Raw genomic sequence first — 24,828 nt, 5'->3', positions numbered from 1 at the left:
TGATGAGCGACCTGGTTTCACAATTCGGACCGCTCTGGGGCACGCTGGCCGTTCTCGGCCAGATCCTCGGCTTCGTGATCGTCCTGCTGATCTCCCTGGCCTTCCTGCTCCTGATGGACCGGAAAGTCTGGGCGGCGGTGCAGATGCGCAAGGGGCCGAACGTCGTCGGTGCCTTCGGTCTGCTGCAATCCTTCGCGGACTTCTTCAAGTTCGTGTTCAAGGAAATCGTGGTGCCGGCCGGGGCGGACCGTTCGCTCTACCTGCTGGCGCCGCTGATCACGCTGATCCTGGCTTTCGTGACCTGGGCCGTGGTGCCGGTCGCGCCGGGCTGGGTGATCGCGGACATCAATGTCGGCATTCTCTATCTCTTCGCCATGTCCTCGCTGGGTGTCTACGGCATCATCATCGGCGGCTGGGCGTCCAACTCGAAATATCCCTTCCTCGGCGCCCTGCGCTCGGCGGCCCAGATGGTGTCCTATGAAGTCTCCATCGGCTTCATCATCGTCACCGTCCTGTTGTTCGCCGGCTCGATGAGCCTCAGCGACATCGTCGCGATCCAGGATGGCGGTTTCTGGAACTGGAACGTCCTGTCCTTCCATGCCTGGCCGATGCCGATGTTCCTGGTGATGATCCCGATGGCGGTGATCTTCTTCATCTCGGCCCTGGCCGAGACCAACCGTCCGCCGTTTGACCTGCCGGAAGCCGAGTCCGAACTCGTCGCCGGTTACCAGGTCGAGTATTCCTCCACGCCCTACCTGCTCTTCATGGTGGGTGAGTATCTCAACATCGTGCTGATGTGCGCGATGACGACGATCCTCTTCTTCGGCGGCTGGAATTCCCCGATCCCGGACGGTTTCGTCGACAACTGGCCCTATCTGGCGGCCCAGGCGTGGCACTTCTTCTGGTTCGCCGCCAAGGTTGTCTTCTTCTTCTTCATGTTCGCGATGGTGAAGGCGCTGGTGCCCCGCTACCGCTATGACCAGCTGATGCGTCTGGGCTGGAAGATCTTCCTGCCGACCTCCCTGGTGGCTGTGGCCCTGGTGGGCGCTGCCGTCGTCTACGGCCCGCAAGGATAAGTCCGATGAACAGACTGACACAGGCCATTCGCGGTGCACTCCTGATGGACTTCTGGTCCGCTTTCGGGATGGGCTTGCGCTATTTCTTCGCCAAGAAGGCGACGCTGAACTACCCGTTCGAGAAGGGTCCGCTCAGCCCGCGCTTCCGCGGCCAGCACGCCCTGCGCCGTTATGCCAACGGTGAAGAGCGTTGCATCGCCTGCAAACTTTGCGAGGCGATCTGCCCGGCCCAGGCGATCACGATCGAGGCCGAGCCGCGCTCGGACGGCTCGCGCCGGACCACGCGCTACGACATCGACATGACCAAATGCATCTATTGCGGTTACTGCCAGGAGGCATGCCCGGTGGATGCGATCGTGGAAGGCCCGAACTTCGAGTTCGCCGCCGAGACCCGCGAAGAACTTTTCTACGACAAGGCAAAACTGCTCGAGAACGGCGATCGCTGGGAACGGGAAATTGCCAAGAACCTGGAACTCGATGCGCCGTACCGCTAGGGCGCGCATTGGCTGAATAACAAACGGAAGAGGGCATCATGCTCGCAACACTGGCCTTCTGGGCCTTTTCCGGAGTGGCAATCGCCTCGGCCTTCATGGTCGTCATTGCCCGTAACCCGGTCAGGTCCGTGCTGTTCCTGATCCTGGCCTTCTTCTCGGCTGCGGGTCTGTTCGTCCTGCTCGGCGCGGAGTTCCTGGCGATGCTGCTGATCGTCGTCTATGTCGGCGCGGTCGCGGTGCTCTTCCTCTTCGTCGTGATGATGCTGGACATCGATTTCGCCGAGCTGAAACAGGGCTTCCTCAGCTATCTGCCGCTGGGCGGGGCCTTCGCCCTCGTGCTCGCCGCGCTGCTCGCCATGACCGTCGCCACCTGGCAGGCCTCCGATCAGGCCCAGTCGCTGCGCGCGGCCGCCATGCCGGACGGGATGAGCAATATCGAGGCGCTCGGTACGGTCATCTACGACCAGTATGTCTATTTCTTCCAGGCCGCCGGCCTGGTGCTTCTGGTCGCCATGATCGGCGCCATCGTGCTGACCCTGCGTCACAAGGACGGCGTCAAGCGCCAGTCCGTGACCGCGCAGGTCGGCCGTGATCGCAAAGAGGCGATCGAAATGCTGGATATCAAGCCGGGACAGGGGATTGGAGAATGATGGAGATCGGGCTGGGGCATTACCTCGCCGTCGCCGCGGTGCTCTTCACCATCGGTGTGTTCGGCATTTTCGTGAACCGCAAGAACGTCATCATCCTTTTGATGTCGGTCGAGCTGATCCTGCTCTCGGTGAATGTGAACCTCGTCGCCTTTTCCGCCTTCCTGGGCGATCTGGCAGGGCAGGTGTTCGCCTTGTTCGTTCTGACCGTCGCCGCAGCGGAAGCCGCTGTGGGTCTGGCCATTCTCGTCGTCTACTTCCGCAACCGGGGCGATATCTCGGTTGAGGGCGTCAACCTGATGAAGGGCTAGGGGATCATGGCACCTATTATCGTCTTCGGGCCGCTCCTCGCTTCGGCCTTTGCCGGTCTGTTCGGCAATTATATCGGCCATCGCGCGGCGCAGATCGTCACCACGGCGACCGTCGTCCTGTCGGCCATCCTGTCCTGGATCGTCTTCTTCGACGTCACCATGGGCGGCAACACATACACGATCCAGGTGCTGCAATGGATGAGCGTCGGCGATTTCGACGTCTCCTGGGCGATCAAGATCGACAATCTCTCCGCGGTCATGCTGGTCGTGGTGAACACGGTCTCCTCGCTCGTGCACATCTATTCCTGGGGCTACATGTCCCACGATCCGCACCGGGCGCGCTTCTTCTCCTACCTGTCGCTCTTCACCTTCGCCATGCTGGCCCTGGTGACCGCCGACAACTTCCTCCAGCTCTTCTTCGGCTGGGAAGGCGTGGGGCTGGCCTCCTATCTGCTGATCGGCTTCTGGTACAAGAAGAAGTCCGCCAATGACGCCGCCATCAAGGCCTTCGTGACCAACCGGGTTGGCGATTTCGGCTTTGCGCTCGGCATCATGGCGATCTTCTCGGTCTTCGGCAGCGTCAATTTCGAGACCGTCTTCAGCGCGATCAGCAATAACGAGCTGGTGACTGTGGCCGGCAGCACGCTGGCTGTACCGGCGCAGGACGCGGCCCTGAGCTTCTTCGGGATGAGCTTCAATGCGATCGAACTGATCGCCTTCCTGCTCTTCATCGGCGCGATGGGCAAGTCGGCCCAGTTCTTCCTCCATGTCTGGCTGCCGGACGCGATGGAAGGCCCGACGCCGGTCTCCGCCCTGATCCACGCCGCCACCATGGTGACCGCCGGTGTCTTCCTGGTGTGCCGCAGTTTCGAGATCTATGAACTGGCCCCGGCCGCCTCGGCCGTTGTCACCGTGATCGGGGCCATCACAGCCCTGTTCGCCGCCACGGTCGGTCTGGCCCAGAACGACATCAAGCGGGTCGTCGCCTATTCGACCTGTTCACAGCTGGGCTACATGTTCTTCGCGGCGGGCCTGGGCCTCTACTCGGCTGCCATGTTCCACCTGTTCACGCACGCCTTCTTCAAGGCGCTCTTGTTCCTCGGTTGCGGCGCCGTCATCCACGGCCTGCACGACGAGCAGGACATGCGCAAAATGGGTGGCCTCTACAAGATGATGCCCATGACGTGGGTGCTGATGCTGATCGGTACGCTGGCCCTGACGGGTGTCGGCCTGCCGCCCTTCACCCTGTTCGGCATGGAATTGGGCGGGTTCGGCTTCGCCGGCTTCTACTCCAAGGACATGATCATCGAGGAAGCCTTCATGATGGGGCAGGAGGGGCTCTTCTTCGGTCTCCCGGCCTTCTGGATCGGTGTCGTCGCGGCCCTGCTGACCAGCTTCTACTCCTGGCGCCTGATCTTCATGACCTTCCACGGCTCCTTCCGGGGCAAGCAGGACGATTATGATCACGCCCATGACAGTAATTGGGTGATGACCGGTCCGCTCGTCCTGCTGGCGATCGGCGCCGTGTTCGCCGGCGCCTTCTTCAAGGACAGCTTCGTCGGCAAGGACGCCTTCAACTTTTGGGGCGACGCGCTTCCGGCCGGTCCCTATGCCGAGGGCAATTATCCCGAATATGCCGACGGTTATCCGGGCACGAGCGAGTATGCCGATGTGGCCCATGCCACGGACGACCATGCCGCCCCGACCAGCGATGCGGCCAGCGATGACCACGCCACCGACACGCATGCCGATGCGGGTCATGGCGAGGCCGTGGCGGATGCCGGCCATGGCGATGAGGAGCATCATGGCGGACACCATCCGCCGGCCTGGGTCCTCTGGGCGCCCTTCATCGTGACCTGGACCGGTTTCTTCGCGGCCATCTGGTTCTACCTGGTCAAGGAAGGCATGGGCGCGCGCATCGCGGCTCGCGGTGGTCCGCTCCACAGCTTCCTGTCCAACAAGTGGTATTTCGACGAGATCTATCACTTCATCTTCGTGCGCGGCGCGAAGGGGCTGGGTGACCTGTTCTGGAAAATCGGTGATGTGCGCATCATCGATGGCTGGGGCCCCAATGGCGTCGCCGGCACCACGCTGGCTTTTGCCAAGCGCATGGCCAAGGCCCAGTCGGGTTATCTCTATCACTATGCATTCGTCATGCTGATCGGTGTCGTGGGGCTTCTGCTCTGGGCGCAGGTCAGTGCAGGAGGCCAATAGATGTTTGGCGAGTTCGAAGCCTTTCTTTCGATCCTGACCTTCGTCCCGGCCCTGGGTGCGCTGGTTATCGCGATCTTCCGATTCACTGCCCGGGCTGAAGACCAGGCGCAGATCGACAAGAATTCGCGCATGGTGGCCTGGGTGGCGACCATGGTGACGCTGGCCCTGTCCCTGATCCTGCTGTTCAGCTTCGATCAGGACACGGCCGGCTTCCAGTTCGTCCATGAGATCGAATGGCTGTCCCAGATCGGTCTGGGCTACCGCCTCGGTGTCGACGGCCTGTCCGTGCTCTTCGTCGTGCTGACCGCTTTCCTGATGCCGCTCTGCATCATGGCGTCCGGCGCGATCCAGAAGCGCGTCGCGGATTACATGATCGCCTTCCTGCTGCTGGAAACCCTGGTCATCGGCGTGTTCTGCGCGCTCGACCTGGTGGTCTTCTACATCTTCTTCGAAGGTGGCCTGATCCCGATGTTCATCATCATCGGTGTCTGGGGTGGCCAGAACCGCGTCTATGCCGCGTTCAAATTCTTCCTCTACACCCTGCTGGGCTCCGTGCTCATGCTGGTGGCGATGATCTACATGTTCCTGCAGGCCGGCACGACCGACATCACCGTGCTGCTGGATCACGAGTTCGCGCGCAATGCGCAGATGTGGATGTGGCTGGCCTTCTTCGCCTCCTTCGCGGTGAAGATGCCGATGTGGCCGGTCCATACCTGGCTACCGGACGCCCACGTGCAGGCCCCGACGGCGGGCTCGGTCATCCTGGCCGGCATCCTGCTGAAAATGGGCGGCTATGGCTTCCTGCGCTTCTCGCTGCCCATGTTCCCGGAAGCCTCGGACTATTTCGCCCCGCTGGTCTTCGCCCTGTCGATCATTGCCATCATCTACACCTCGCTGGTGGCCTTCCGGCAGACCGACATCAAGAAGCTGATCGCCTATTCCTCCGTCGCCCACATGGGTTTCGTGACGATGGGCCTGTTCGCGATGAACGAGACCGGGGTGCAGGGCGCCATCTTCCAGATGATCTCCCACGGTTTCATCTCCGGCGCGCTCTTCCTCTGCGTCGGCGTCATCTATGACCGCATGCACACCCGCGAAATCGCCTTCTATGGCGGCCTCGTGCATCGCATGCCGGTGTTTGCGGTGATCTTCGGCCTGTTCACCATGGCCAATGTCGGCCTGCCCGGCACATCCGGCTTTGTCGGCGAGATCATGACCATGGTCGGGGCCTTCCAGGTGTCCTGGTGGATCGCCACCGGTGCCGCCGTCGGCGTCATCCTGTCGGCCATGTACATGCTGACCGTCTATCGCAATGTCGTGTTCGGTGAGATCACCAATCCCAAGCTGGAAAACATCACCGACATCAACCGCATGGAATGGGCGATCTTCATCCCGCTCATCATCATGACGCTGTGGCTCGGCATCTCGTCGACCATGGTCACCGACATCACCGCGGCTTCGGTCGAGAATCTGATCAACCAATACCAGGCGGCTCTGCCCGCCGCGGCCCAGTAGGAGAGGCGAGCCATGACGGCGGACATGCTTTCTCAGGACCTGTCCCTGCTCATTCCGGAACTGCTTCTGGCAGGCGGCGCCATGGCGCTGCTCATGTTGGGCGTGTTCATGAAGGGCGAGGGCGCCAACAAGCTGGTGCAATGGCTGGCTGTGGTCCTGCTCGCCGGGGCCGGTCTGGCCTCGCTCTTCCTGGTCACCGGTGAAGGCCAGGCCTTCGATGGCGGCTTCATCTTCGACGGTCTGGCGCGCTTCTCGAAAGTCGCGATCGGTGTCGTGGCGGCCATCGCGCTGCTGCTGGCCATGCCCTATCTGAAGGCGGAAAAGCTCGGCAAGATCGAGTATTCCGTGCTGATGACGCTCGCCGTCACCGGCATGTTCATGATGGTGTCCGCGAACGACCTGATCTCCATGTATATGGGCATCGAGCTGCAATCCCTGTCGCTCTATGTGCTGGCCGCCTTCAACCGCGACAGCCTGCGTGCCTCGGAAGCCGGCCTGAAATATTTCGTGCTCGGCGCCCTGTCTTCCGGCCTGCTGCTCTACGGCTCCTCCCTGGTCTACGGTTTTGCCGGTGCCACGGGATTCAACGAGATCGCGATCGCCGTCCAGTCCGGCCCTTCGGTCGGCCTGACCTTCGGCCTGGTCTTCGTGATCTGCGGCCTGGCCTTCAAGGTCTCCGCTGCGCCCTTCCACATGTGGACGCCGGACGTCTATGAAGGTGCCCCGACCCCGGTCACGGCCTTCTTCGCGACGGCTCCGAAAATGGCGGCCATCGTGCTGCTGGCCCGCGTCCTGATCGAGCCCTTCGGCGGCATGGTCGAGCAATGGCGTGACGTGATCTGGATCGTCGCGGTCCTGTCCATGGGCATCGGTGCCTTCGGCGCGCTGACCCAGACCAATATCAAGCGTCTGATGGCCTATTCCTCGATCTCCAACATGGGCTATGCCCTGGTGGCGATCGCCTCGGCCAGCCAGACCGGTCTGTGGGCGCTGCTGGTCTACATGATCCTCTACATGATCGGCGTGATCGGCTCTTTCGGCGCCATCCTGTCCATGCGGACGCGTGAAGGCATGGTCGAGCAGATCTCCGACCTGGCCGGCATTGCCCAGCGCAATCCGGGCCTGGGCTGGTCGATCACCGCGCTGATGTTCTCCATTGGCGGTCTGCCCTTCATGGTGGGCTTCTTCGGCAAGTTCTTTGTCGTCTTCGCCGCCGTGCAGGAAGGCATGCTGATCCTCGCCGTCCTGGCCGTTCTCTTCTCCGTGGTGGGCGCGGCCTACTATCTGCGGGTCGTGAAGACGGTCTGGTTCGATGAGGGCGAGGTGGAATTCGTTCCCGCTGCTGTCAGTGTCTACTGGGTGACGCGCCTGGCCGGCCTGGCCACGGTCCTGCTCCTGCCGGTCATCGGCTGGCTGGTCTTCCGCGCCTATTCCGTCGGCCTGGCCACGCTCTGACGCTGGTGTGACCCCGGCTCCAACGCCTCGTACCGACTGGCTCGACACCTGCGCTTCGACGAATGCCGAAGCGCGGGAGCGGGCCCTGTCGGGCGAGCGCGGGCCGCTCTGGATCGCCACCCGCGAACAGACCGCCGGCCGCGGTCGGCGCGGCCGCGCCTGGACCGGGCTGGACGGCAATCTCTTCACCACCGGGCTCTACACCCTGTCCGGACCGGCAGCCTTGGCCGGAGAATTGTCCTTCCTCGCCGCCCTGGCGGCGGCCGAGGTCTGTGATATCGCCCTGGGCGACCGGGCTCGCACAAAAGTGAAATGGCCCAACGACCTCCTGGTCGATGGCCGCAAGGCCTGCGGCATCCTGCTGGAAAGCGGTCCGGCTCCGGGCGGCGGGCTGTGGGTCGCGATCGGGATCGGTCTCAATCTCGTCCATCATCCCGATGATGCCGAACGTCCCGCGATTTCCCTGAAAGCTGCCGGCGCCAGCCTGGACAGGGAAACCGCCCTGGGCCATCTGGTGGATCGCTTCGAAACCTGGCGCGAGCGCTGGGTCAGCAACGGGTTCGGCCCGGTCCGCGATGGCTGGCTGGTTCGTGCCCACGGCCTGGGCGAAGCCTGTGAAGTGCGGCTGTCCAGCGAAACCCTGCATGGCACATTTGCCGACCTGGGACCCGATGGCGCACTGCGGCTGGACTTGGACGGCGGCGGCCGACGGTATATCTCGGCAGGGGACGTGTTTTTCCCGACCGGGCACACGACATAACCACAAGGACGACCGGCATGCTGCTTGCCATCGATTGCGGCAATACCAATACGCTGTTTGCCATCCATGACGGTACAGACTGGGTCGCTCATTGGCGCTCCGGTACCGACTCGACCCGCACGGCGGACGAGCATGCTGTCTGGCTGTCCCAGCTCATGGCGCTGCAGGGCCGCAAGCTTGAGGACATCACCGATTGCGTGATCTCCACCGTGGTGCCCCAGGCCCTGTTCAATTTGCGCAATCTCTCGCGCCGTTATTTCAGTGCCGAGCCGGTCATCGTCGGCGAACCGGGCGTGGTGATGGATATCGAAGTCCGGCTGGAACGGCCCCAGGATGCCGGCGCCGACCGTCTCGTCAACGCGCTGGGAGCGCGCGCCGCCTATACCGGCCCGTTGATCATCATCGACAGCGGCACCGCCACGACCTTCGATGTGATTGCGGCCGATGGCGCCTTCGAGGGCGGCATCATCGCGCCGGGCATCAACCTCTCCATGCAGGCCCTGCACGGCGCGGCGGCGAAACTGCCGCGTGTGGCCATCGCCAAGCCCCAGTCCGTCATGGGCAAGGACACGGTGACGGCCATGCAGTCTGGCGTGTTCTGGGGCTATATCGACCTCATCGACGGTCTGGTGTCCCGTCTCAAGACGGAGATGAACCAAGCCTGCACCGTGATCGCCACCGGCGGGGTTGTCTCCCTGTTCGAAGGCGCATCCAAAACCATCGATCATTATGACCCCGACCTGACCATTCGTGGCCTGTTGGAAGTCTGGAAACTCAACGGCGGACGCCTCACATCGTGACAGATACCAACCCCGACAGCCTTTGCTTCCTGCCCCTGGGCGGGTCCGACGAAATCGGCATGAATCTCAATCTCTACGGCTATGGGCCGGAGCGTGATCGCAAATGGATCATCGTCGATTGCGGCGTGACCTTCGGCGATCTGTCGACGCCGGGTGTCGATCTGATCATGCCCGATCCGCGCTTCATCGAGGAACGCGCCGGGGATCTGATCGGCATGGTTCTCACCCATGCCCATGAAGACCATATGGGCGCCGTGGCGCATCTCTGGCGGCGTCTGCGCTGCCCGATCTGGGCGACGCCCTTCACCGCCTGGCTGGTCCGCGACCGCCTGCATGAATACGGTCTGGAAGACGAGGTCGAGCTGCACGAGATCGCACTCGACAGCCGTTTCGATCTCGGCCCCTTCGACATCCAGCTGGTCACGCTGACCCACTCCATTCCGGAACCCAATGGTCTCGCCATCCGCACGCCGGCCGGTCTCGTCCTGCACACGGGCGACTGGAAGATCGATCCCGATCCGCTGATCGGGGAAAGCACCGACGTCTCCGCCCTGACCGCCATGGGCGAGGAGGGGGTGCTGGCCATGGTCTGCGACAGCACCAATGTCTTCTCCAAGGGGGAAAGCGGTTCCGAAGCCGGGGTGAAGGAGGAGTTGGTCAAGGTCGTGTCTGAGAACACGACCGGCAAGGTCGCCATCGCCGCCTTTGCCTCCAATGTCGCGCGCCTCCAGTCCGCCATCGAGGCCGCCGAGGCCAATGGCCGCCGGGTCTGCCTGATCGGCCGCTCCATGCACCGCATGACCGCCGCCGCCAAATCCGTCGGCCTCTTGCAGCATGTGCAGGATTTCGTGTCCGAAGAGGAGGCCGGCTTCTTCCCGCCGGAGAAAATCCTCTATCTGTGCACCGGGTCCCAGGGCGAGCCCCGCGCCGCGCTCTCGCGCATTGCCGAGGGCAATCATCGCAATGTAAATCTCGGCCCGGGCGATACCGTCATCTTCTCCAGCCGCGTGATTCCGGGCAATGATCTGGGCATTTTCCAGCTCCAGAACCGGCTCGCCGAGCGTGGCGTGGAGATCATCACCGAGAAGGACCGCCCGGTTCACGTCTCCGGCCATCCCTGCCGTGACGAGCTGGCCCAGATGTATCAATGGGCCCAGCCTTCCGTGGCCATCCCGGTCCATGGCGAGCGCCGCCACCTCATCGAGCACGCCGCCTTCGCCCGCGAACTCCAGGTCCCGCATTCCGTCACCGTGCGCAATGGCGACATGGTGGAAATCCGGTCCGACGGCACCGCCTCCATCATCGATGAAGCTCCCGCCGGCCGCCTCCACGTCGATGGCAATTTCCTCACCGATGCCGATGCGAACTCCATGCGCGAGCGCCGCAAACTGGCCTATGCCGGTGAAATCACTGTCGCCATGGCCGTGTCCCGCAAAGGCGAGCTTCTCTCCGGTCCGGACCTGCGCTGCATGGGCGTTGCCGAAGACGCCAACCTCTCCAATGAGGAATTCATGGACGCGCTCGCCGACGAGGCCGAGCGCACCTATGACCGGCTCAGCCCGCGCAATCGCCGCGATCTGGAATACGCCGAAGAGGAAATCCGCCGCGCCGTGCGCCGCGAAGCCAACCGCATCTGGGGCAAGAAACCCTGGATCGACGTCATGCTGCTGGAGATTTGATGTTTTTCCTCCCCATGAAAATGGGGAGGGGGACCGCGAAGCGGTGGAGGGGCGCCGCTTCAGCGGCGAGTATTCAGGTGCTGCGCGCCACCCCATCGACCCGCGGCGAGCCGCGGCCCACTTCCCCATGCTATGGGGAAGAAAGACATAGAGTGCTGGAGATCTGAGTGATGAAAATCGGACGTTTGAACCATGTCGGCGTGGCCGTGCCCGATATCGAAGCGGCCAAGAAGACCTATGCCGATCTCTATGGCGCCACCGACGCCACCGAGACCAAGGATTTCCCGCATCTCGGTGTGAAAGTCGCCTTCGTGCATCTGGACAATTCGGAGATCGAGCTGCTGGAACCCTCGGGCGCCGACAGCCCGGTCCACAAATTCCTCGAGCGCAATCCCAAGGGCGGCCAGCACCATTTGTGCTTTGAAGTGCCGGACATCACCACCGCGCGTGATGCGATGGTGGCCAAGGGCGCCACCGTGCTGGGCACGGGCGAGCCCTATATCGGCGCCCATGGCGTGCCGGTCATCTTCATCCATCCCAAGGACAGTCATGGCCAGCTCATCGAGCTGATGCAGGAGCCGGCCTGATGCTCTGGCGGATCACCCAATACGGCCTGCCGGGCCTGGCCTTCCTGCTTTGGCTGTCGCGCTTCATCATCCGCGATGACGGGGTCGGCGTGGTCAACGGGCTCGTTGTCTTCCTGATCGTGTGGTGGCTGGTCTTCTTCATGATGCTGCCCGTCGGCGTGCGCTCCCAGGAGGAGGAGGGCGATATCGTCGAGGGCTCCGAACCGGGCGCACCGGTGGCGGCCAATCTGGTGAAGAAGGGCTGGTGGACGACCATTGCCACATCAGGGGTGTGGATCGTCTATTACGTCATCAATGAAAGCGGCCTCGTCGCGCAATACATGCCGACCGGCGGTCACTGGTAATCAGACGGCGCGTCAGCGCCGCCAAGGGGGAAATCATGAGCAACAGCCCGTCCACACCGGAGCAGCCGCGCCGCAGCGCCTTCACCCGTTTCCTGGACGGGGTGGAATGGTTGGGCAATCTCCTGCCGCATCCGGTCACCCTGTTCGCCCTGCTGGCCGTTGGTATCGTGCTGCTGTCCGGCCTGTTCGGCTGGATGGGGCTGGCGGTCGAGGATCCGCGTCCGGCGGGCGCCCGCGGTGTCGCCGAGGACGGCATGATCCGCGCGGTCAGCCTGCTCGACGGTGACGGCATCCGCCGTATCTGGACCAATCTGGTCACCAATTTCACCGGTTTCGCCCCGCTCGGCGTCGTGCTGGTCGCCATGCTCGGCGTCGGTGTGGCCGAGAAGTCGGGCCTCCTGTCCGCCGCCGTGCGCGCCATGGTCCTGTCTGCCCCGCGCCATGTTGTGACCGTGGCCATCGTCTTCGCCGGCATCGTCTCTAATACGGCGTCGGAAGTGGGCTATGTCGTGCTCATCCCGCTGGCCGGCGCGATCTTCTACGCCCTGGGCCGCCACCCGCTCGCCGGCATGGCCGCCGCCTTTGCCGGTGTCTCCGGCGGCTATAGTGCCAATCTCCTGATCGGCACGATCGACCCGCTGCTGGCCGGCATCACCCAGGAAGCCGCCCGCCTGATCGATCCGGATTATGAGGTCGTGGCCACGGCGAACTGGTATTTCATGTTCGCCTCCACCTTTTTGATCACGGCGATCGGCTCACTGGTCACCATTTTCATCGTCGAGCCCAAGCTCGGAAATTACGATTCCTCGCGCGCCGACGAGACCGTGCTGGACAAGCACATGATGCAACCGCTCGAAGCCATCGAGCGCAAGGGCCTGATGTGGGCCGGCATCGCCATTCTCGGCGTCTTCGCCCTGATGGCGCTGACCCTGGCACCGGAATGGGGCGTGCTGCGCAATCCGGAGACCGGTGACCGCATTGCCTCGCCCTTCTTCCGCGGCTTCGTCGTCTGGATCCTGATCTTCTTCATCGCCGCGGGCTATGCCTATGGCCGCGCCACCGGCGTCATGAAGACCGACCGGGATGTCATCCACGCCATGTCCGGCGCGATCAGCGCGCTGGGCCTCTATATCGTACTGGTCTTCTTCGCCGCCCAGTTCGTGGCCTTTTTCGGCTGGACCAATCTGGGTGCCATCACCGCCGTCACCGGCGCGCAATTCCTGCAGGATACCGGCATGACCGGCCCGCTGGTCTTCTTCCTCTTCATCCTGATGTGTGCGGTGATCAATCTGTCGCTGGGCTCGGCCTCGGCGCAGTGGGCGGTGACCGCTCCCATCTTCGTGCCCATGCTGATGCTGATCGGCTATGCCCCGGAAGTCATCCAGGCCGCCTACCGGATCGGCGACAGCACCACCAATATCATCACGCCCATGATGAGCTATTTCGGCCTCATCCTCGCCTGGGCGACGCGCTATGACAAAAACCTGGGCGTCGGCACGCTGATCGCGATGATGCTGCCCTACACGATCTTCTTCATCCTGATCTGGTCGAGCTTCTTCTTCCTGTGGGCCTTCGGCCTCGACCTCCCGGTCGGCCCGGGCTCGCCGACCTACTATCCGGCGGAAGGGGCCGGGTAGGTGGCTAAACCGGCTTCTCTTGATACCGAAAATCGGGAACCGGTAGGCGTGAGAGCATGATGGCTGGCCCGGTCGAGTACGATGGCTTGTTCGGTGAGGCAATCCAGCACTTGGAGACGTTTGTCATTGAATTCGACTTGTCTGCGGTCCCGAACGGTCAGGATCCGGAGGCATTCTTTTCTGATTTTTCTGAACAAGTGTATTCAGGGAAACTCTCGGCAAAAGCGTATCCCCAAACAGCTGGGTTGGCTCTGTTTTTTGAGTTTATGCGGTGCAGGCGGCCCAACAAGGATGCCGAGAAAATATCACAGCTTCGGGCAGACTTTATCCGGCTGAAATCGCGATTTTACTATGCGAGTGCAGACGAATGCGTGCTTCAGGCGATTATGGATGAACTCGCGGGATTCGGCGAGGGCAAGGACATGACGGTTTTCAACTACACGGTCAGCCAGGCGCATCCCGCCATCGCCGGAATGTGGGAGAAGTTTGAAGAACAAGGGAAACGCGTTCGCAAAGGCCCTGCTCGATGGGCTTATTGGCTCAGTCCCACCGTCTTATGGGCACGTGCGTCCGAAGCGTTCTTTGGATGGGTTGCCAAAGTGATGCGTTGAGACCTGACTTCAAAAATTGCCCCGCTAGGCATTGGCTTTTGACGTAACAAGCAGCTTTTCATGGTTGATGGAATCACCAACGGCGCACGCGCGCGGCGAAACAGCCATGCGCGGCATTTTGCACATCGATATAGGCCACATCCGAGCGGGCGAGGGCGCGTCCCAGTCCAGGCTTGACCGCGCCGTTCAGCACAAGCTCGGCCCCGGCCAGCAGCCCGTCCCCCTGCGTCCAGGCTGAGAATTACCCCCATCTATCCTTGTAATACCGGCGCTGACCGGTCTAATGGGCGGCAAACCTCAATCCACCGGAATCGCCCCCATGCGCCTCTCCCGTTATTTCCTGCCTGTCCTGAAGGAAACCCCTTCGGACGCCCAGATCGTCTCCCACCAGCTCATGCTGCGCGCCGGCATGATCCGCCAGCAGGCGGCCGGCATCTATTCCTGGCTGCCGCTGGGTCACAAGGTGCTGAAGAAGATCGAGCAGATCGTGCGCGAGGAGCAGGACCGGGCCGGGGCCGTGGAAATGCTGATGCCGACGGTTCAGCCCGCCGATCTGTGGCGCGAAAGCGGCCGCTATGATGATTATGGCGACGAGATGCTGCGCATCACCGACCGCCACAAGCGCGACATGCTCTACGGGCCGACCAATGAGGAGATGATCACCGAGATCTTCCGGTCCTATTGCAAGTCCTACAAGGATGTTCCGAAACTCCTCTACCACATCCAGTGGAAGTTCCGGGATGAGCGCCGGCCGCGTTTCGGCGTCATGCGCGGCCGCGAATTCCTGATGAAGGACACTTACTCCTTCGACATCGACGAGGACAGCGCCCGCAAATCCTATAACCGCATGTTCGTGGCCTATCTCAACACCTTCTCACGCCTGGGCCTGAAGGCCGTGCCGATGAAGGCCGATACCGGTCCGATCGGCGGCGATCTCTCCCATGAATTCATCGTCCTGGCCGAGACCGGCGAGAGCGAGGTCTTCTGCCATGCCGATCTGGTGGAGATGGGCGCGCCGGGCCTGGACGTGGATTTCGAGGGCGATCTCCAGCCGCTCGTCGACCAGCGCACCGCGCTCTATGCCGCGACCGAGGAAATGCACGACCCGGCCGAATTTGCCAAAGTCTCCGCCGACCGCCAGCTCTCCGCGCGCGGTATCGAAGTGGGCCATATCTTCTATTTCGGCACCAAGTATTCCGAACCCATGAAAGCCCTGGTCCAGGACCGGGACGGCAGGCCGCAACCGGTCCATATGGGCTCCTACGGGGTCGGCGTGTCCCGCCTGCTGGGCGCCATCATCGAGGCGCATCATGACGAGAAGGGCGTGATCTGGCCGGAAAGCGTCGCGCCCTTCGGTGCCGGCATTCTCAATCTGCGCGCGGGCGATGACGCCGCCGACGCGGCCTGCGAGGACGCCTATGCCAAGCTTTCTGCCGGCGGGCTCGACCCGCTCTATGACGACACGTCGGAACGTCCGGGCGGCAAGTTCGCCACCGCCGACCTGATCGGTCTGCCCTATCAGATCATCATCGGGCCGCGTGGCCTGAAAGAGGGCAAGGTGGAGCTCAAGGTCCGCCGCACTGGCGAGACCCATGAGCTGTCGCCGGAGGATGCGATCAACCGTTTGACCGAGGGCGCGTTCTTAAATGGCTGAACCGGCACAGGCTGACACCGCTGCACAGACCGGCGGGCCGGGCGGGGCACACCCGTTCAGCCCGTATGAATTCATGCTCGCCTTCCGCTATTTGCGGGCCAAGCGCAAGCATGGCGGTGTCGCCCTGATTGCCTCGATCAGTTTTGCCGGCATCACGCTGGCCGTGCTCGGCCTGATCGCCGTGATGTCCATCATGAATGGTTTCCGGGCGGAATTGTTCAATCAATTGCTGGGTTTCCAACCGCATGTTTATGTGGATACGCGCCAGGTCGAGGCCGGGCGGATCGAGGATCTCGTCCGCGAGATCGAAGCCCTGCCAGGCATCCACTCCGCCGATCCGGTGGTCCAGGGCCAGGTCATGGCGACCTCGGACCGGTCGGAAACCTTCCTCCAGGTGCTCGGCATCAGTCCGGAGGATCTGGGCCAGCTGGATGTCATTACCAACCAGACCCCGACCTCCTCGACCGGTCTCATGTTCGGCGATCTCACCGAATTCGGTGTCGGCAATCATGGCGGTGATACGATCGTGCTCGGTACGGGTGTGGCCCGCCGTCTCGGCGTCAATGTCGGCGACCGGGTGACTTTCACCACGGCACGGGCTGCGCCGACCGTGTTCGGGGCCCGGCCGCAGCAGAAAGCCTATTATGTCGGCGCCATCCTGGCCGCCGGGGTCTCCACGATCGATGACAGTCTCGCCTTCATGCCGCTGGAGCAGGGGCGTCTCTTCTTCGTGCGGGGCGAGGAGACGGACATGATCCATATCCGGCTCGACAATCCGGAACTGGCCACCGCCTTCCTCGAGCCGGTCCGGAACCTCGCCGGCTACAATGCCTCCGTCTACGACTACACCCAGCTCAATCCGGCCTTCTTCAACGCGCTCCAGTTCGAGCGCACCGCCATGCGGCTCATCCTCGCCATCGTCGTGGCGATTGCCGCCATGAACATCATTTCCGGCCTGGTCATGCTGGTGAAGAACAAGAGCCGGGATATCGCCATCCTGCGCACGATGGGCGCGACCCGGGCCGCCGTCCTGCGCGTCTTCCTGATCGTCGGCGCCGCCATCGGCCTGTCCGGCACGCTGGCGGGCATCATTCTGGGCATTCTCTTTGTGGTGAATATCGGCCCGATCCAGGACTTCATCACCTGGGTCACCGGGGCGCAGGTCTGGGATCCGTCCGTCTATTATCTCTACCGCATCCCGGCCAAGCTGGACTGGGGCGAGGTCGGGTTCATCTCGATCTTCGGCCTGGTCGTCTCGCTCCTGGTCACCCTGCCGCCGGCCCTGCGGGCCTCCGGCCTCGATCCGGTGGAGGCGCTGCGCTATGAGTAAGCCCGTCCTCGAACTCGTCGCCATCGAGCGCACCTATGTCACCGAGGCCGCGACCCTGCCGGTCCTGCGCGGGGCCAGCCTGGTCCTGAACCCCGGCGAGATTGTCGGCCTGGTCGGACCGTCCGGTTCCGGCAAGTCCTCGCTTTTGCATGCCGCCGGTCTGCTGGAACGTCCCGATGCCGGTGAAGTGAAAGTGGCAGGGCAGGCGACCTCGCAGCTCAAGGATCGCGATCGCACGGCGATCCGCCGCCGCGATATCGGCTTCGTCTACCAGTTCCACCATCTGCTGCCGGAATTCGATGCCCGCGAGAATATCGTCCTGCCCCAGCTCATCGCCGGTGTGAAACGCGCCGCTGCCGTCGCCCGCGCCGACGAGTTGCTCGCCATGCTCGGCCTGACCGATCGCGCCTCCCACCAGCCCTCCCAATTGTCCGGCGGTGAACAACAACGCGTCGCCATCGGTCGCGCCCTGGCCAATGACCCCCGCGTCCTCCTGGCCGACGAACCCACCGGCAATCTCGACCCGGACACGTCCGCCACCGTCTTTGACGCCTTCCGCGCCACCGTAAAAAAGGCCGGTGCCGCCGCCCTGGTCGCCACCCACAACCACGATCTCGCCTCCCGCATGGACCGGGTCGTGACTTTCGCGGATGGCGTGCTGACGGACTACGAAGCGGGATAGGTTTTCCTCCCCATGAGATGGGCAGGACAGGTCATTTCTCTCCCAAAAACGCACCCGTCATCCCGCGGTGCCCGCAGGGCGTCCGGGGGACCTGAGCGAAACTGTGGGCTGGCTAGGTGAGGTCCCCCGGACAAGCCGGGGATGACGGAGCTTATTGTGTGCACGGACATATTTCAGTTCCCACACCCCAATCCACTCACTTGTCATCCCGGACGGATGCCCGGCCTTGAGCCGGGCGCAGATCCGGGACCCGTCCCAGACCCATCCCAAACCCCTCCCGAACCCAAGCCGATCCCGTCCTGATCCCATCCCGAACCCGCCTTGAGCCCTGTTTCATTAAATTGCGCGATGATTGCGGACGGAACAAAGGTGGAACTTTTACGCTTGACGGCTGATTTTTTCACCCATAGAACAAAAACAGAACGGACGAGCCTGTCCGTCGGATTTCTGGACTTCGGGGAGGAAGTTATGCGCCGTGTTTTGCAAGATGTCTCAGCCGCCACCGCCATTCTCGGTTTCGCTTGGATGATCACTCTGTGGGGATCGGTTCTCGGCGCCGCCTGATCCGGTTACTCTGACGGTTCGCGACTCGCGGCCCGGGGCGTCCGGGCGGGTGAGGGCGCGGACTTTTAGATGCGTCGGGCAGGGGGCTATCCCCGAAACCGGCGATCTCAGGGGCAGGGATAAGCGGGCAGGAGCCGGACATGGCGCAGACACATCCTTTCGTACATCTGCGTGTCCGCTCGCCCTATTCGCTCCTGGAAGGCGCGATCCGCATGCCCCAGATGGTCTCTGCCTGCCAGACCCACGGCATGCCCGCCATCGCGCTGACGGACACCAATAATCTCTTCGGGGCGCTGGAATTCTCCGAGGTCATGGCCGGTGCCGGGATCCAGCCGATCGTCGGCTGTACGCTCTCGGTGCGCACGGTCGATCCGCATCCCGGCGAACGCGCCGAACCGGAGGGGACGATCGTCCTCCTGGTCCAGGATCGCACCGGCTATGAGAACATGATGGCGCTGACCAGCGCCGCCTTTCTCGATGTCGACGGGTCGGAAGAGGCGCATGTGCCGCTGTCCAGCGTGCTGGGGCATTCCGAAGGCCTGATCTGCCTGACCGGTGGTCCGGACGGCGTCCTCAACCGGATGATCGCGACCGGACGCCTGCCGGAGGCGGAGAAGACCCTGTCCCGCCTTCAGGAGAATTTCGGTGACCGGCTCTATGTCGAGCTGCAGCGTCACGGGCTGGAAACGGAGCTTCAGGCCGAGGACTGGCTGGTCGAGCAGGCCTATGCGCGGGATTTGCCGCTGGTGGCCACGAATGAGGCCTATTTTCCGGATCCGTCCATGCACAAGGCGCATGACGCGCTCCTGTGCATTTCCCAATCCTCCTTTGTCTCCGTGTCCGACCGGCGCAAGGTGACGGCCGACCATTACCTCACCACACCGCAGGAGATGAGCGAGCGCTTTGCCGATCTGCCGGAGGCGCTGGCCAACACCCTGGAGATTGCCCAACGCTGTGCCTATCGCGTGCGCACCCACAAACCGATCCTGCCCAGCTTCCCGACCCAGGGCGGGCGGGACGAGGCCGAGGAATTGGTGGCGCGGGCGCATGAGGGGCTGACCGAGCGCCTGGCAGCCGGGGCCAATGCTGCGCCGGAGGCGGAGTATCGCGAGCGGCTCGATTTCGAGCTCGGCATCATCAAGGAAATGGGCTTTCCCGGCTATTTCCTGATCGTGTCGGACTTCATCCAGTGGGCCAAGAACCATGACATTCCGGTCGGGCCGGGCCGGGGGTCGGGTGCCGGCTCGCTGGTGGCCTATTCGCTGACCATCACCGATCTGGATCCGCTGCGTTTCGGCCTTCTGTTCGAACGCTTCTTGAACCCGGAACGCGTGTCCATGCCGGACTTCGACGTCGACTTCTGCCAGGAGCGTCGCGGCGAGGTGATCCGTTATGTGCAGGAACGCTATGGGCATGACCGGGTGGCGCAGATCATCACGTTCGGAACCCTGCAGGCGCGCGCCGTGGTGCGCGATACCGGCCGGGTCCTGCAATTGCCTTTCGGCCTGGTGGACAAGCTGGCCAAGCTGGTCCCTTCCAATCCCGCCAATCCGGTTACCCTGGCCCAGGCCCTGGACATGGAGCCGCGGCTCAAGGAGATGCGGGCCGAGGATGATGCGGTCGACAGTCTCCTGACCATTGCGCTCAAGCTGGAAGGCTTTTTCCGGAACGCCTCCACACACGCCGCCGGCGTCGTCATCGGCGACCGCAAACTCTCCGAACTTGTGCCGCTCTATCGCGATCCGCGATCGGATATTCCCGCCACCCAATTCAACATGAAATGGGTGGAGCCCGCCGGCCTGGTGAAGTTCGATTTCCTCGGGCTTAAAACCCTCACCGTGATCGCCCGGGCGCTCGGCTATATCGCCTCAGCCGGCAAGGAAGTCCCTGATATTGAAGGGATTGATTTCGACGACAAGCCGACTTTCGAACTGCTCCAATCGGGTCACGCCATCGGGGTTTTCCAGCTGGAATCCTCGGGCATGCGGGACACGCTGAAGAAGATGAAGCCCGACGCGATCGAGGATTTGATCGCCCTTATCTCCCTGTATCGTCCGGGTCCGATGAAGAATATCGACGTCTATGTCGACCGGAAATTCGGCCGCGCCGAAGTGGATTGCCTGCATCCCGATCTGGAAGGCGTGCTGTCGGAAACCTACGGCGTCATCATCTACCAGGAACAGGTGATGCAGATCGCGCAGATCCTGTCCGGCTACTCCCTCGGGGAAGCCGACCTGCTGCGCCGGGCCATGGGCAAGAAGAAGAAAGAGGAGATGGACAAGCAGAAAGTCCGTTTCCTGGAAGGCGCGGAGAAGAAAGGGGTCAGCCGCGAGAAGGCGTCTTACATCTTCGAACTTGTGGCCGAATTTGCCGGCTACGGCTTCAACAAGTCCCACGCCGCCGCCTATGCCGCGATCGCCTATCGCACCGCCTATCTCAAGGCCAATTACCCGGTCGAGCTGATGGCGGCCCTGATGTCGCTCGATGCGGCGAATACGGACAAGCTGGCCGCTTTCCATCAGGAAATCCGGCGCATGGGCATCGAGGTGCGTCCGCCGGATGTCAACGCGTCCCAGGCGGATTTCTCGGTCGAGGAGGGGACGGTCCGCTTCGCCCTCGGCGCGATCCGCAATGTCGGTTTCTCCGCCATGGAACACATTGTCGCCGAACGCAATTCAAACGGTCCTTACAAGGACTTGTATGACTTTGCTGAACGTGTGGATCCAAAGCATATCAACAAGCGGACCTTCGAGAACCTGGCCCGCGCCGGTGCTTTCGACACGCTCGATCCGGACCGGGCCCGCGTGCTGGCCTCGGCGGAAACGCTGATATCCATGGCGCAACACGCCGCACAACAGCGTGACAGTGCCCAGGCCAGCCTGTTCGGCGGGGGCGGGGGTGAAGAGATCGCCCTGGCGCGGCCGCGCCTGCCCGAGCCCGATCCCTGGACCGCCACGGAACGGCTCGACAATGAGCTGTCGGCGATTGGCTTCTATCTGTCGGGCCACCCGCTGGACGACATGACCGAGCACCTCGCCGGCCGCGGCGTGGTGTTCCATGCCGAAGCGCCGGCCCGGGTCGCCGATGGCGCCACGGCGCTGCGCCTGTCCGGCATGGTCCGGCGCCGTCAGGAGCGCGTCTCCAACAAGTCCGGCGAGCGGTTTGCCTGGGTGACCCTGTCCGATCCGACCGGGGAGTTCGAGGTCTTCATCGCGCCGGAACTGCTCCGCACATCACGCGATTTGCTCGAAAGCGGGCAGGCCATCCTGGTCAATTGCCGGGTCGATGAGCGGGACGAGCAGATCTCCTTCTTTGCCGACCGGCTCGAACCGCTCGACATGAAGGTCTCTGCGGACCGGTTGCGGGTCCGGCTTGATGATGCCACGGCGCTGGAACGCATCCAGGCGCGCATGGAGCGGGCCGACCGGCGGGCCGATGCCTCGCTCAGTGCCATTGTCGACCTGCTCCTGCCCCTGTCCGATGGCGGTGAGGTCGAGCTGCGCCTGCCCGGACGCCACAGTGCCGACAGCGCCCTGCAGGCCGCCCTGAAAGGCGTGGATGGCGTCGCCTCGGTCGAGACGGTCTAGGCGCGGGCGGACGCTGCGGACACTGTCCCGAGGATAGCCGCCCGCATTCGCATGCCAGCACTGCATTCGGGCCGCTTCCCACGACTTGCCAAACCCGCTCTCCTGAGCCTATAAGCCGCCCCATCACGCACACGGGGCTACGTCCGGTTATCCACCAGACGCTCCGGTGTCGCCTGAAGGTCAGGCGGCTCCGCTCCGTGGAGGCCAACCGGAAAAGGAAAATCGATGGCTCTCCCTGAATTTAGCATGCGCCAGCTGCTCGAAGCCGGCTGCCATTTCGGCCACCAGACTCACCGCTGGAACCCGAAGATGAAGGATTTCATCTTTGGTGAGCGCTCCAATATCCACATTATCGACCTGTCCCAGACGGTCCCGCTGCTGCACCAGGCCCTGGTGAAAGTCCGCGAAACCGCTGCCAAGGGCGGCCGCGTCCTCTTCGTCGGCACCAAGCGCCAGGCCCAGGACCCGCTGTCCACCGCCGCATCGCGCTGCGCCCAATACTACATGAACCAGCGCTGGCTGGGTGGTACGCTGACCAACTGGCGCACCATCTCCAACTCCATCGCCCGTCTGCGCGAGCTGGAAACCATGTTCGAAGGTGAGAACGGCCTGGCCGGTCTGACCAAGAAAGAACAGCTCATGCTGACCCGCGAGCGCGAAAAGCTCGACCGTTCGCTGGGCGGTATCAAGGACATGGGCGGCACGCCGGACCTGATGTTCGTGATCGACACGAACAAGGAAGGCATCGCCATCCAGGAAGCCAAGAAGCTGGGCATTCCGGTCATCGCCGTGGTCGACACGAATTGCGATCCGGACCCGATCGACTTCCCGATCCCGGGCAATGACGACGCCTCCCGCGCGATCGCCCTGTACTGCGACCTGATCGCCGACGCCGTCCTGGACGGCATGGCGGACAGCCAGCTGGCCATGGGCGTGGACCTGGGCGAAAGCGAAGCTCCGGTGGAAACCCTGGTCGAGGAAACGGCTGCGGAAGAAACCGAAGCGGCCGCCGAGACTGCCACGGAAACGTCGTCCGAATCTGACAAGACCGAAGCGTAAGCTTCGATTTCGAACCGAGAATCCAGGAGATACCGATGGCTGCGATTACGGCTGCTCTCGTGAAGGAACTGCGCGAAAAGACCGGCGTAGGCATGATGGACTGCAAGAAGGCCCTGGCCGAAACGGATGGCGATTTTGAAGCCGCCGTTGACTGGCTGCGCAAGAAGGGTCTGTCCAAGGCTGCCAAGAAGGCCGACCGCGTTGCGGCTGAAGGCCTGGTCGCCGTGTCGACCGATGGCGGCAAGGGTGCCGTTGTCGAGGTCAACTCTGAAACCGACTTCGTGGCCCGCAACGAGAAGTTCCAGGCTGCAGTGACGGAAATCGCTGCCCTGGCTGTGGGCACGGACGGCAATGTTGACGGTCTCAAGGCCGCCAAGCTCGCCTCCGGTGAAAGCGTTGATGACAAGCTGACCAACCTGATCGCCACGATCGGCGAGAACATGGCCCTGCGCCGTGCTGCCGTTGTCGTGGCCGAGCCGGGCGTCGTGGCCAGCTATGTGCACAACCCGGCGGCTGACAATATGGGCGCCATCGGCGTTCTGGTCGGCCTGAAGTCGGAAGCCGATGCCGGCAAGCTGGCCGAGCTGGGCCGCAAGCTGGCCATGCACGTCGCCGCCGGTTCCCCGGCTGTGGCCGTGTCCGTGGACGTGGACGGTGTCGACAGCGCGATTGCCGACAAGGAACGCGAAGTCTTTGCGGACCAGGCCCGTCAGTCCGGCAAGCCGGAACAGATCATCGAGAAGATGGTCGAAGGCCGTATGCGCAAGTTCTTTGAGGAAGTCGTGCTGCTGAAGCAGGCTTTCGTGATGGACCCGGACCGCACGATCGAGCAGGTCCTGGCTGACGCGTCGAAGGAATTCGGCACGCCGGTCGAGATCTCCGGCTTTGTCCGCATGGCGCTGGGCGAAGGCGTGGAAAAGAAGGAAGAGGATTTTGCTGCCGAAGTCGCTGCTGCGACCGGCCAATCCTGATCTTGAACATTGCGGCGGCGCTTTAATGCGCCGCCGCTTTGTATATGCTGCAGCGCTGTGACCGATTCATCTTCATCCGGGCCTGAAAACGGCCAGTCGAACCCGCCGCAATTCCGGCGGGTTCTGCTCAAGGTCTCTGGTGAGGCCCTGATGGGCAATCAGAGCTATGGCATCGACCTCGAGACGGCGAACCGTATCGCCGGCGAGGTGGCCCAGGCCGTCCAGGCCGGCACGGAAATGTGCCTTGTGATCGGGGGCGGGAATATCTTCCGGGGCCTGTCCGGCGCTGCCAAGGGCATGGACCGGGCCGCCGCCGACTATATGGGCATGCTGGCCACGGTCATGAATGCTCTGGCCATGCAGACCGCTCTGGAACGCATCGGCGTCCAGACGCGCGTCCAGTCCGCCATCCCCATGACCACGGTGTGCGAGCCCTATATCCGCCGGCGTGCCACGCGGCACATGGAAAAGGGCCGGGTGGTGATCTTCGCCGCCGGTACCGGCAATCCCTTCTTCACGACCGATACGGCGGCCGCCCTGCGCGCTGCCGAGATGGGCTGCGATGCCTTGCTGAAGGGCACCCAGGTGGACGGTGTCTATTCCGATGACCCGCGGACCCATCCGGACGCCGAGCGCTATGAGCAGCTCGACTATCTGGATGTTCTCACACGTGATTTGCGGGTGATGGATGCCTCGGCGGTGACGCTGATGCGCGAAAATGCGATACCCATCGTGGTGTTCAATATTCATGACAAGGGCGGTCTGGCCCGGGTGCTCGCCGGGGAGGGTGTTTGCACCATGATCGGGAAGCCGAAAGACCGCGCGTCCACTGGCGAATAACAGGAAAGACA

22 protein-coding genes are annotated in these 24,828 nt (G+C 63.1%); 21 read left to right on the top strand and 1 reads right to left on the bottom strand.

The window, feature by feature from the left end:
- Positions 1–2: 2 nt before the first annotated feature.
- The 14 genes from nuoH (at position 3) to FCS99_RS02045 (ending at position 14,130) form a co-directional block, all read left to right on the top strand.
- Entirely contained in the window at positions 3–1,076 is a 1,074-nt protein-coding gene (gene nuoH / locus FCS99_RS02110) for an NADH-quinone oxidoreductase subunit NuoH (RefSeq protein WP_138510054.1), read from the top strand.
- Positions 1,077–1,081: 5 nt separating this feature from the next.
- A complete protein-coding gene (nuoI, locus tag FCS99_RS02105) occupies positions 1,082–1,570 on the top strand; it encodes an NADH-quinone oxidoreductase subunit NuoI (RefSeq protein WP_138510053.1) in 489 nt (162 codons plus the stop codon).
- Positions 1,571–1,608: 38 nt separating this feature from the next.
- A complete protein-coding gene (locus FCS99_RS02100) occupies positions 1,609–2,220 on the top strand; it encodes an NADH-quinone oxidoreductase subunit J (protein WP_138510052.1) in 612 nt (203 codons plus the stop codon).
- Entirely contained in the window at positions 2,220–2,528 is a 309-nt protein-coding gene (gene nuoK, locus FCS99_RS02095) for an NADH-quinone oxidoreductase subunit NuoK (RefSeq protein ID WP_138510553.1), read from the top strand. Before FCS99_RS02100 ends, nuoK begins: the two co-directional genes overlap by 1 nt.
- 6 nt (positions 2,529–2,534) lie before the next feature.
- Complete coding sequence (gene nuoL / locus FCS99_RS02090) at positions 2,535–4,742, top strand: NADH-quinone oxidoreductase subunit L (RefSeq protein ID WP_138510051.1); 2,208 nt, start codon at positions 2,535–2,537, stop codon at positions 4,740–4,742.
- Positions 4,743–6,257: an NADH-quinone oxidoreductase subunit M gene (locus FCS99_RS02085; RefSeq protein ID WP_138510049.1), complete on the top strand. Its 1,515-nt coding sequence runs from the start codon at positions 4,743–4,745 to the stop codon at positions 6,255–6,257. It abuts the gene before it with no gap.
- Between the two features lie 12 nt (positions 6,258–6,269).
- A complete protein-coding gene (gene nuoN / locus FCS99_RS02080; RefSeq protein ID WP_138510048.1) occupies positions 6,270–7,712 on the top strand; it encodes an NADH-quinone oxidoreductase subunit NuoN in 1,443 nt (480 codons plus the stop codon).
- Between the two features lie 7 nt (positions 7,713–7,719).
- On the top strand, positions 7,720–8,472 hold the full coding sequence (locus FCS99_RS02075; protein ID WP_138510046.1) for a biotin--[acetyl-CoA-carboxylase] ligase: 753 nt from the start codon (positions 7,720–7,722) through the stop codon (positions 8,470–8,472).
- A 17-nt stretch (positions 8,473–8,489) separates the two neighbouring features.
- The gene (locus FCS99_RS02070) at positions 8,490–9,272 is read left to right on the top strand and encodes a type III pantothenate kinase (protein WP_138510044.1); all 783 of its coding nucleotides are present in this window, start codon (positions 8,490–8,492) and stop codon (positions 9,270–9,272) included.
- Entirely contained in the window at positions 9,269–10,951 is a 1,683-nt protein-coding gene (locus tag FCS99_RS02065) for a ribonuclease J (RefSeq protein ID WP_233352622.1), read from the top strand. The genes FCS99_RS02070 and FCS99_RS02065 overlap by 4 nt, the downstream gene beginning before the upstream one ends.
- 170 nt (positions 10,952–11,121) lie before the next feature.
- On the top strand, positions 11,122–11,538 hold the full coding sequence (gene mce, locus FCS99_RS02060; protein ID WP_138510043.1) for a methylmalonyl-CoA epimerase: 417 nt from the start codon (positions 11,122–11,124) through the stop codon (positions 11,536–11,538).
- Positions 11,538–11,882, top strand: coding sequence for a DUF1467 family protein (locus FCS99_RS02055; RefSeq protein WP_138510042.1), 345 nt, complete (start codon positions 11,538–11,540; stop codon positions 11,880–11,882). The genes mce and FCS99_RS02055 overlap by 1 nt, the downstream gene beginning before the upstream one ends.
- 35 nt (positions 11,883–11,917) lie before the next feature.
- Positions 11,918–13,519, top strand: coding sequence for an AbgT family transporter (locus tag FCS99_RS02050; RefSeq protein WP_138510040.1), 1,602 nt, complete (start codon positions 11,918–11,920; stop codon positions 13,517–13,519).
- A 56-nt stretch (positions 13,520–13,575) separates the two neighbouring features.
- A complete protein-coding gene (locus FCS99_RS02045) occupies positions 13,576–14,130 on the top strand; it encodes a hypothetical protein (protein ID WP_138510038.1) in 555 nt (184 codons plus the stop codon).
- 73 nt (positions 14,131–14,203) lie between these two features.
- On the opposite strand, the gene FCS99_RS16375 is transcribed toward FCS99_RS02045, so the two are convergent.
- A complete protein-coding gene (locus tag FCS99_RS16375; RefSeq protein WP_407658268.1) occupies positions 14,204–14,341 on the bottom strand; it encodes a DUF1203 domain-containing protein in 138 nt (45 codons plus the stop codon).
- 108 nt (positions 14,342–14,449) lie between these two features.
- Here FCS99_RS16375 and proS point away from each other — a divergent pair, with 108 nt between their 5' ends.
- The 7 genes from proS to pyrH all read left to right on the top strand — a co-directional run bounded on the left by proS (position 14,450) and on the right by pyrH (position 24,817).
- Positions 14,450–15,784, top strand: a complete 1,335-nt coding sequence (proS, locus tag FCS99_RS02035; RefSeq protein ID WP_138510036.1) for a proline--tRNA ligase — start codon at positions 14,450–14,452, stop codon at positions 15,782–15,784.
- Positions 15,777–17,114, top strand: a complete 1,338-nt coding sequence (locus FCS99_RS02030; protein ID WP_138510034.1) for a lipoprotein-releasing ABC transporter permease subunit — start codon at positions 15,777–15,779, stop codon at positions 17,112–17,114. Before proS ends, FCS99_RS02030 begins: the two co-directional genes overlap by 8 nt.
- On the top strand, positions 17,107–17,796 hold the full coding sequence (locus FCS99_RS02025; RefSeq protein ID WP_138510032.1) for an ABC transporter ATP-binding protein: 690 nt from the start codon (positions 17,107–17,109) through the stop codon (positions 17,794–17,796). Before FCS99_RS02030 ends, FCS99_RS02025 begins: the two co-directional genes overlap by 8 nt.
- Before the next feature lie 704 nt (positions 17,797–18,500).
- Complete coding sequence (gene dnaE, locus FCS99_RS02020; RefSeq protein WP_138510030.1) at positions 18,501–21,947, top strand: DNA polymerase III subunit alpha; 3,447 nt, start codon at positions 18,501–18,503, stop codon at positions 21,945–21,947.
- Positions 21,948–22,172: 225 nt separating this feature from the next.
- Positions 22,173–23,006 carry a 30S ribosomal protein S2 gene (gene rpsB / locus FCS99_RS02015; RefSeq protein WP_138510028.1) on the top strand — a complete coding sequence of 278 codons (834 nt, stop codon included), beginning with the start codon at positions 22,173–22,175 and terminating at the stop codon, positions 23,004–23,006.
- Positions 23,007–23,041: 35 nt separating this feature from the next.
- Complete coding sequence (tsf, locus tag FCS99_RS02010; RefSeq protein ID WP_138510026.1) at positions 23,042–23,977, top strand: translation elongation factor Ts; 936 nt, start codon at positions 23,042–23,044, stop codon at positions 23,975–23,977.
- Between the two features lie 57 nt (positions 23,978–24,034).
- Complete coding sequence (gene pyrH, locus FCS99_RS02005) at positions 24,035–24,817, top strand: UMP kinase (RefSeq protein WP_138510024.1); 783 nt, start codon at positions 24,035–24,037, stop codon at positions 24,815–24,817.
- The last annotated feature ends 11 nt before the right edge of the window (positions 24,818–24,828 follow it).

Source organism: Maricaulis alexandrii, from assembly GCF_005871165.1.
GTDB lineage: Bacteria > Pseudomonadota > Alphaproteobacteria > Caulobacterales > Maricaulaceae > Maricaulis > Maricaulis alexandrii.
This window is presented reverse-complemented; position numbering and strand designations above follow the sequence as displayed.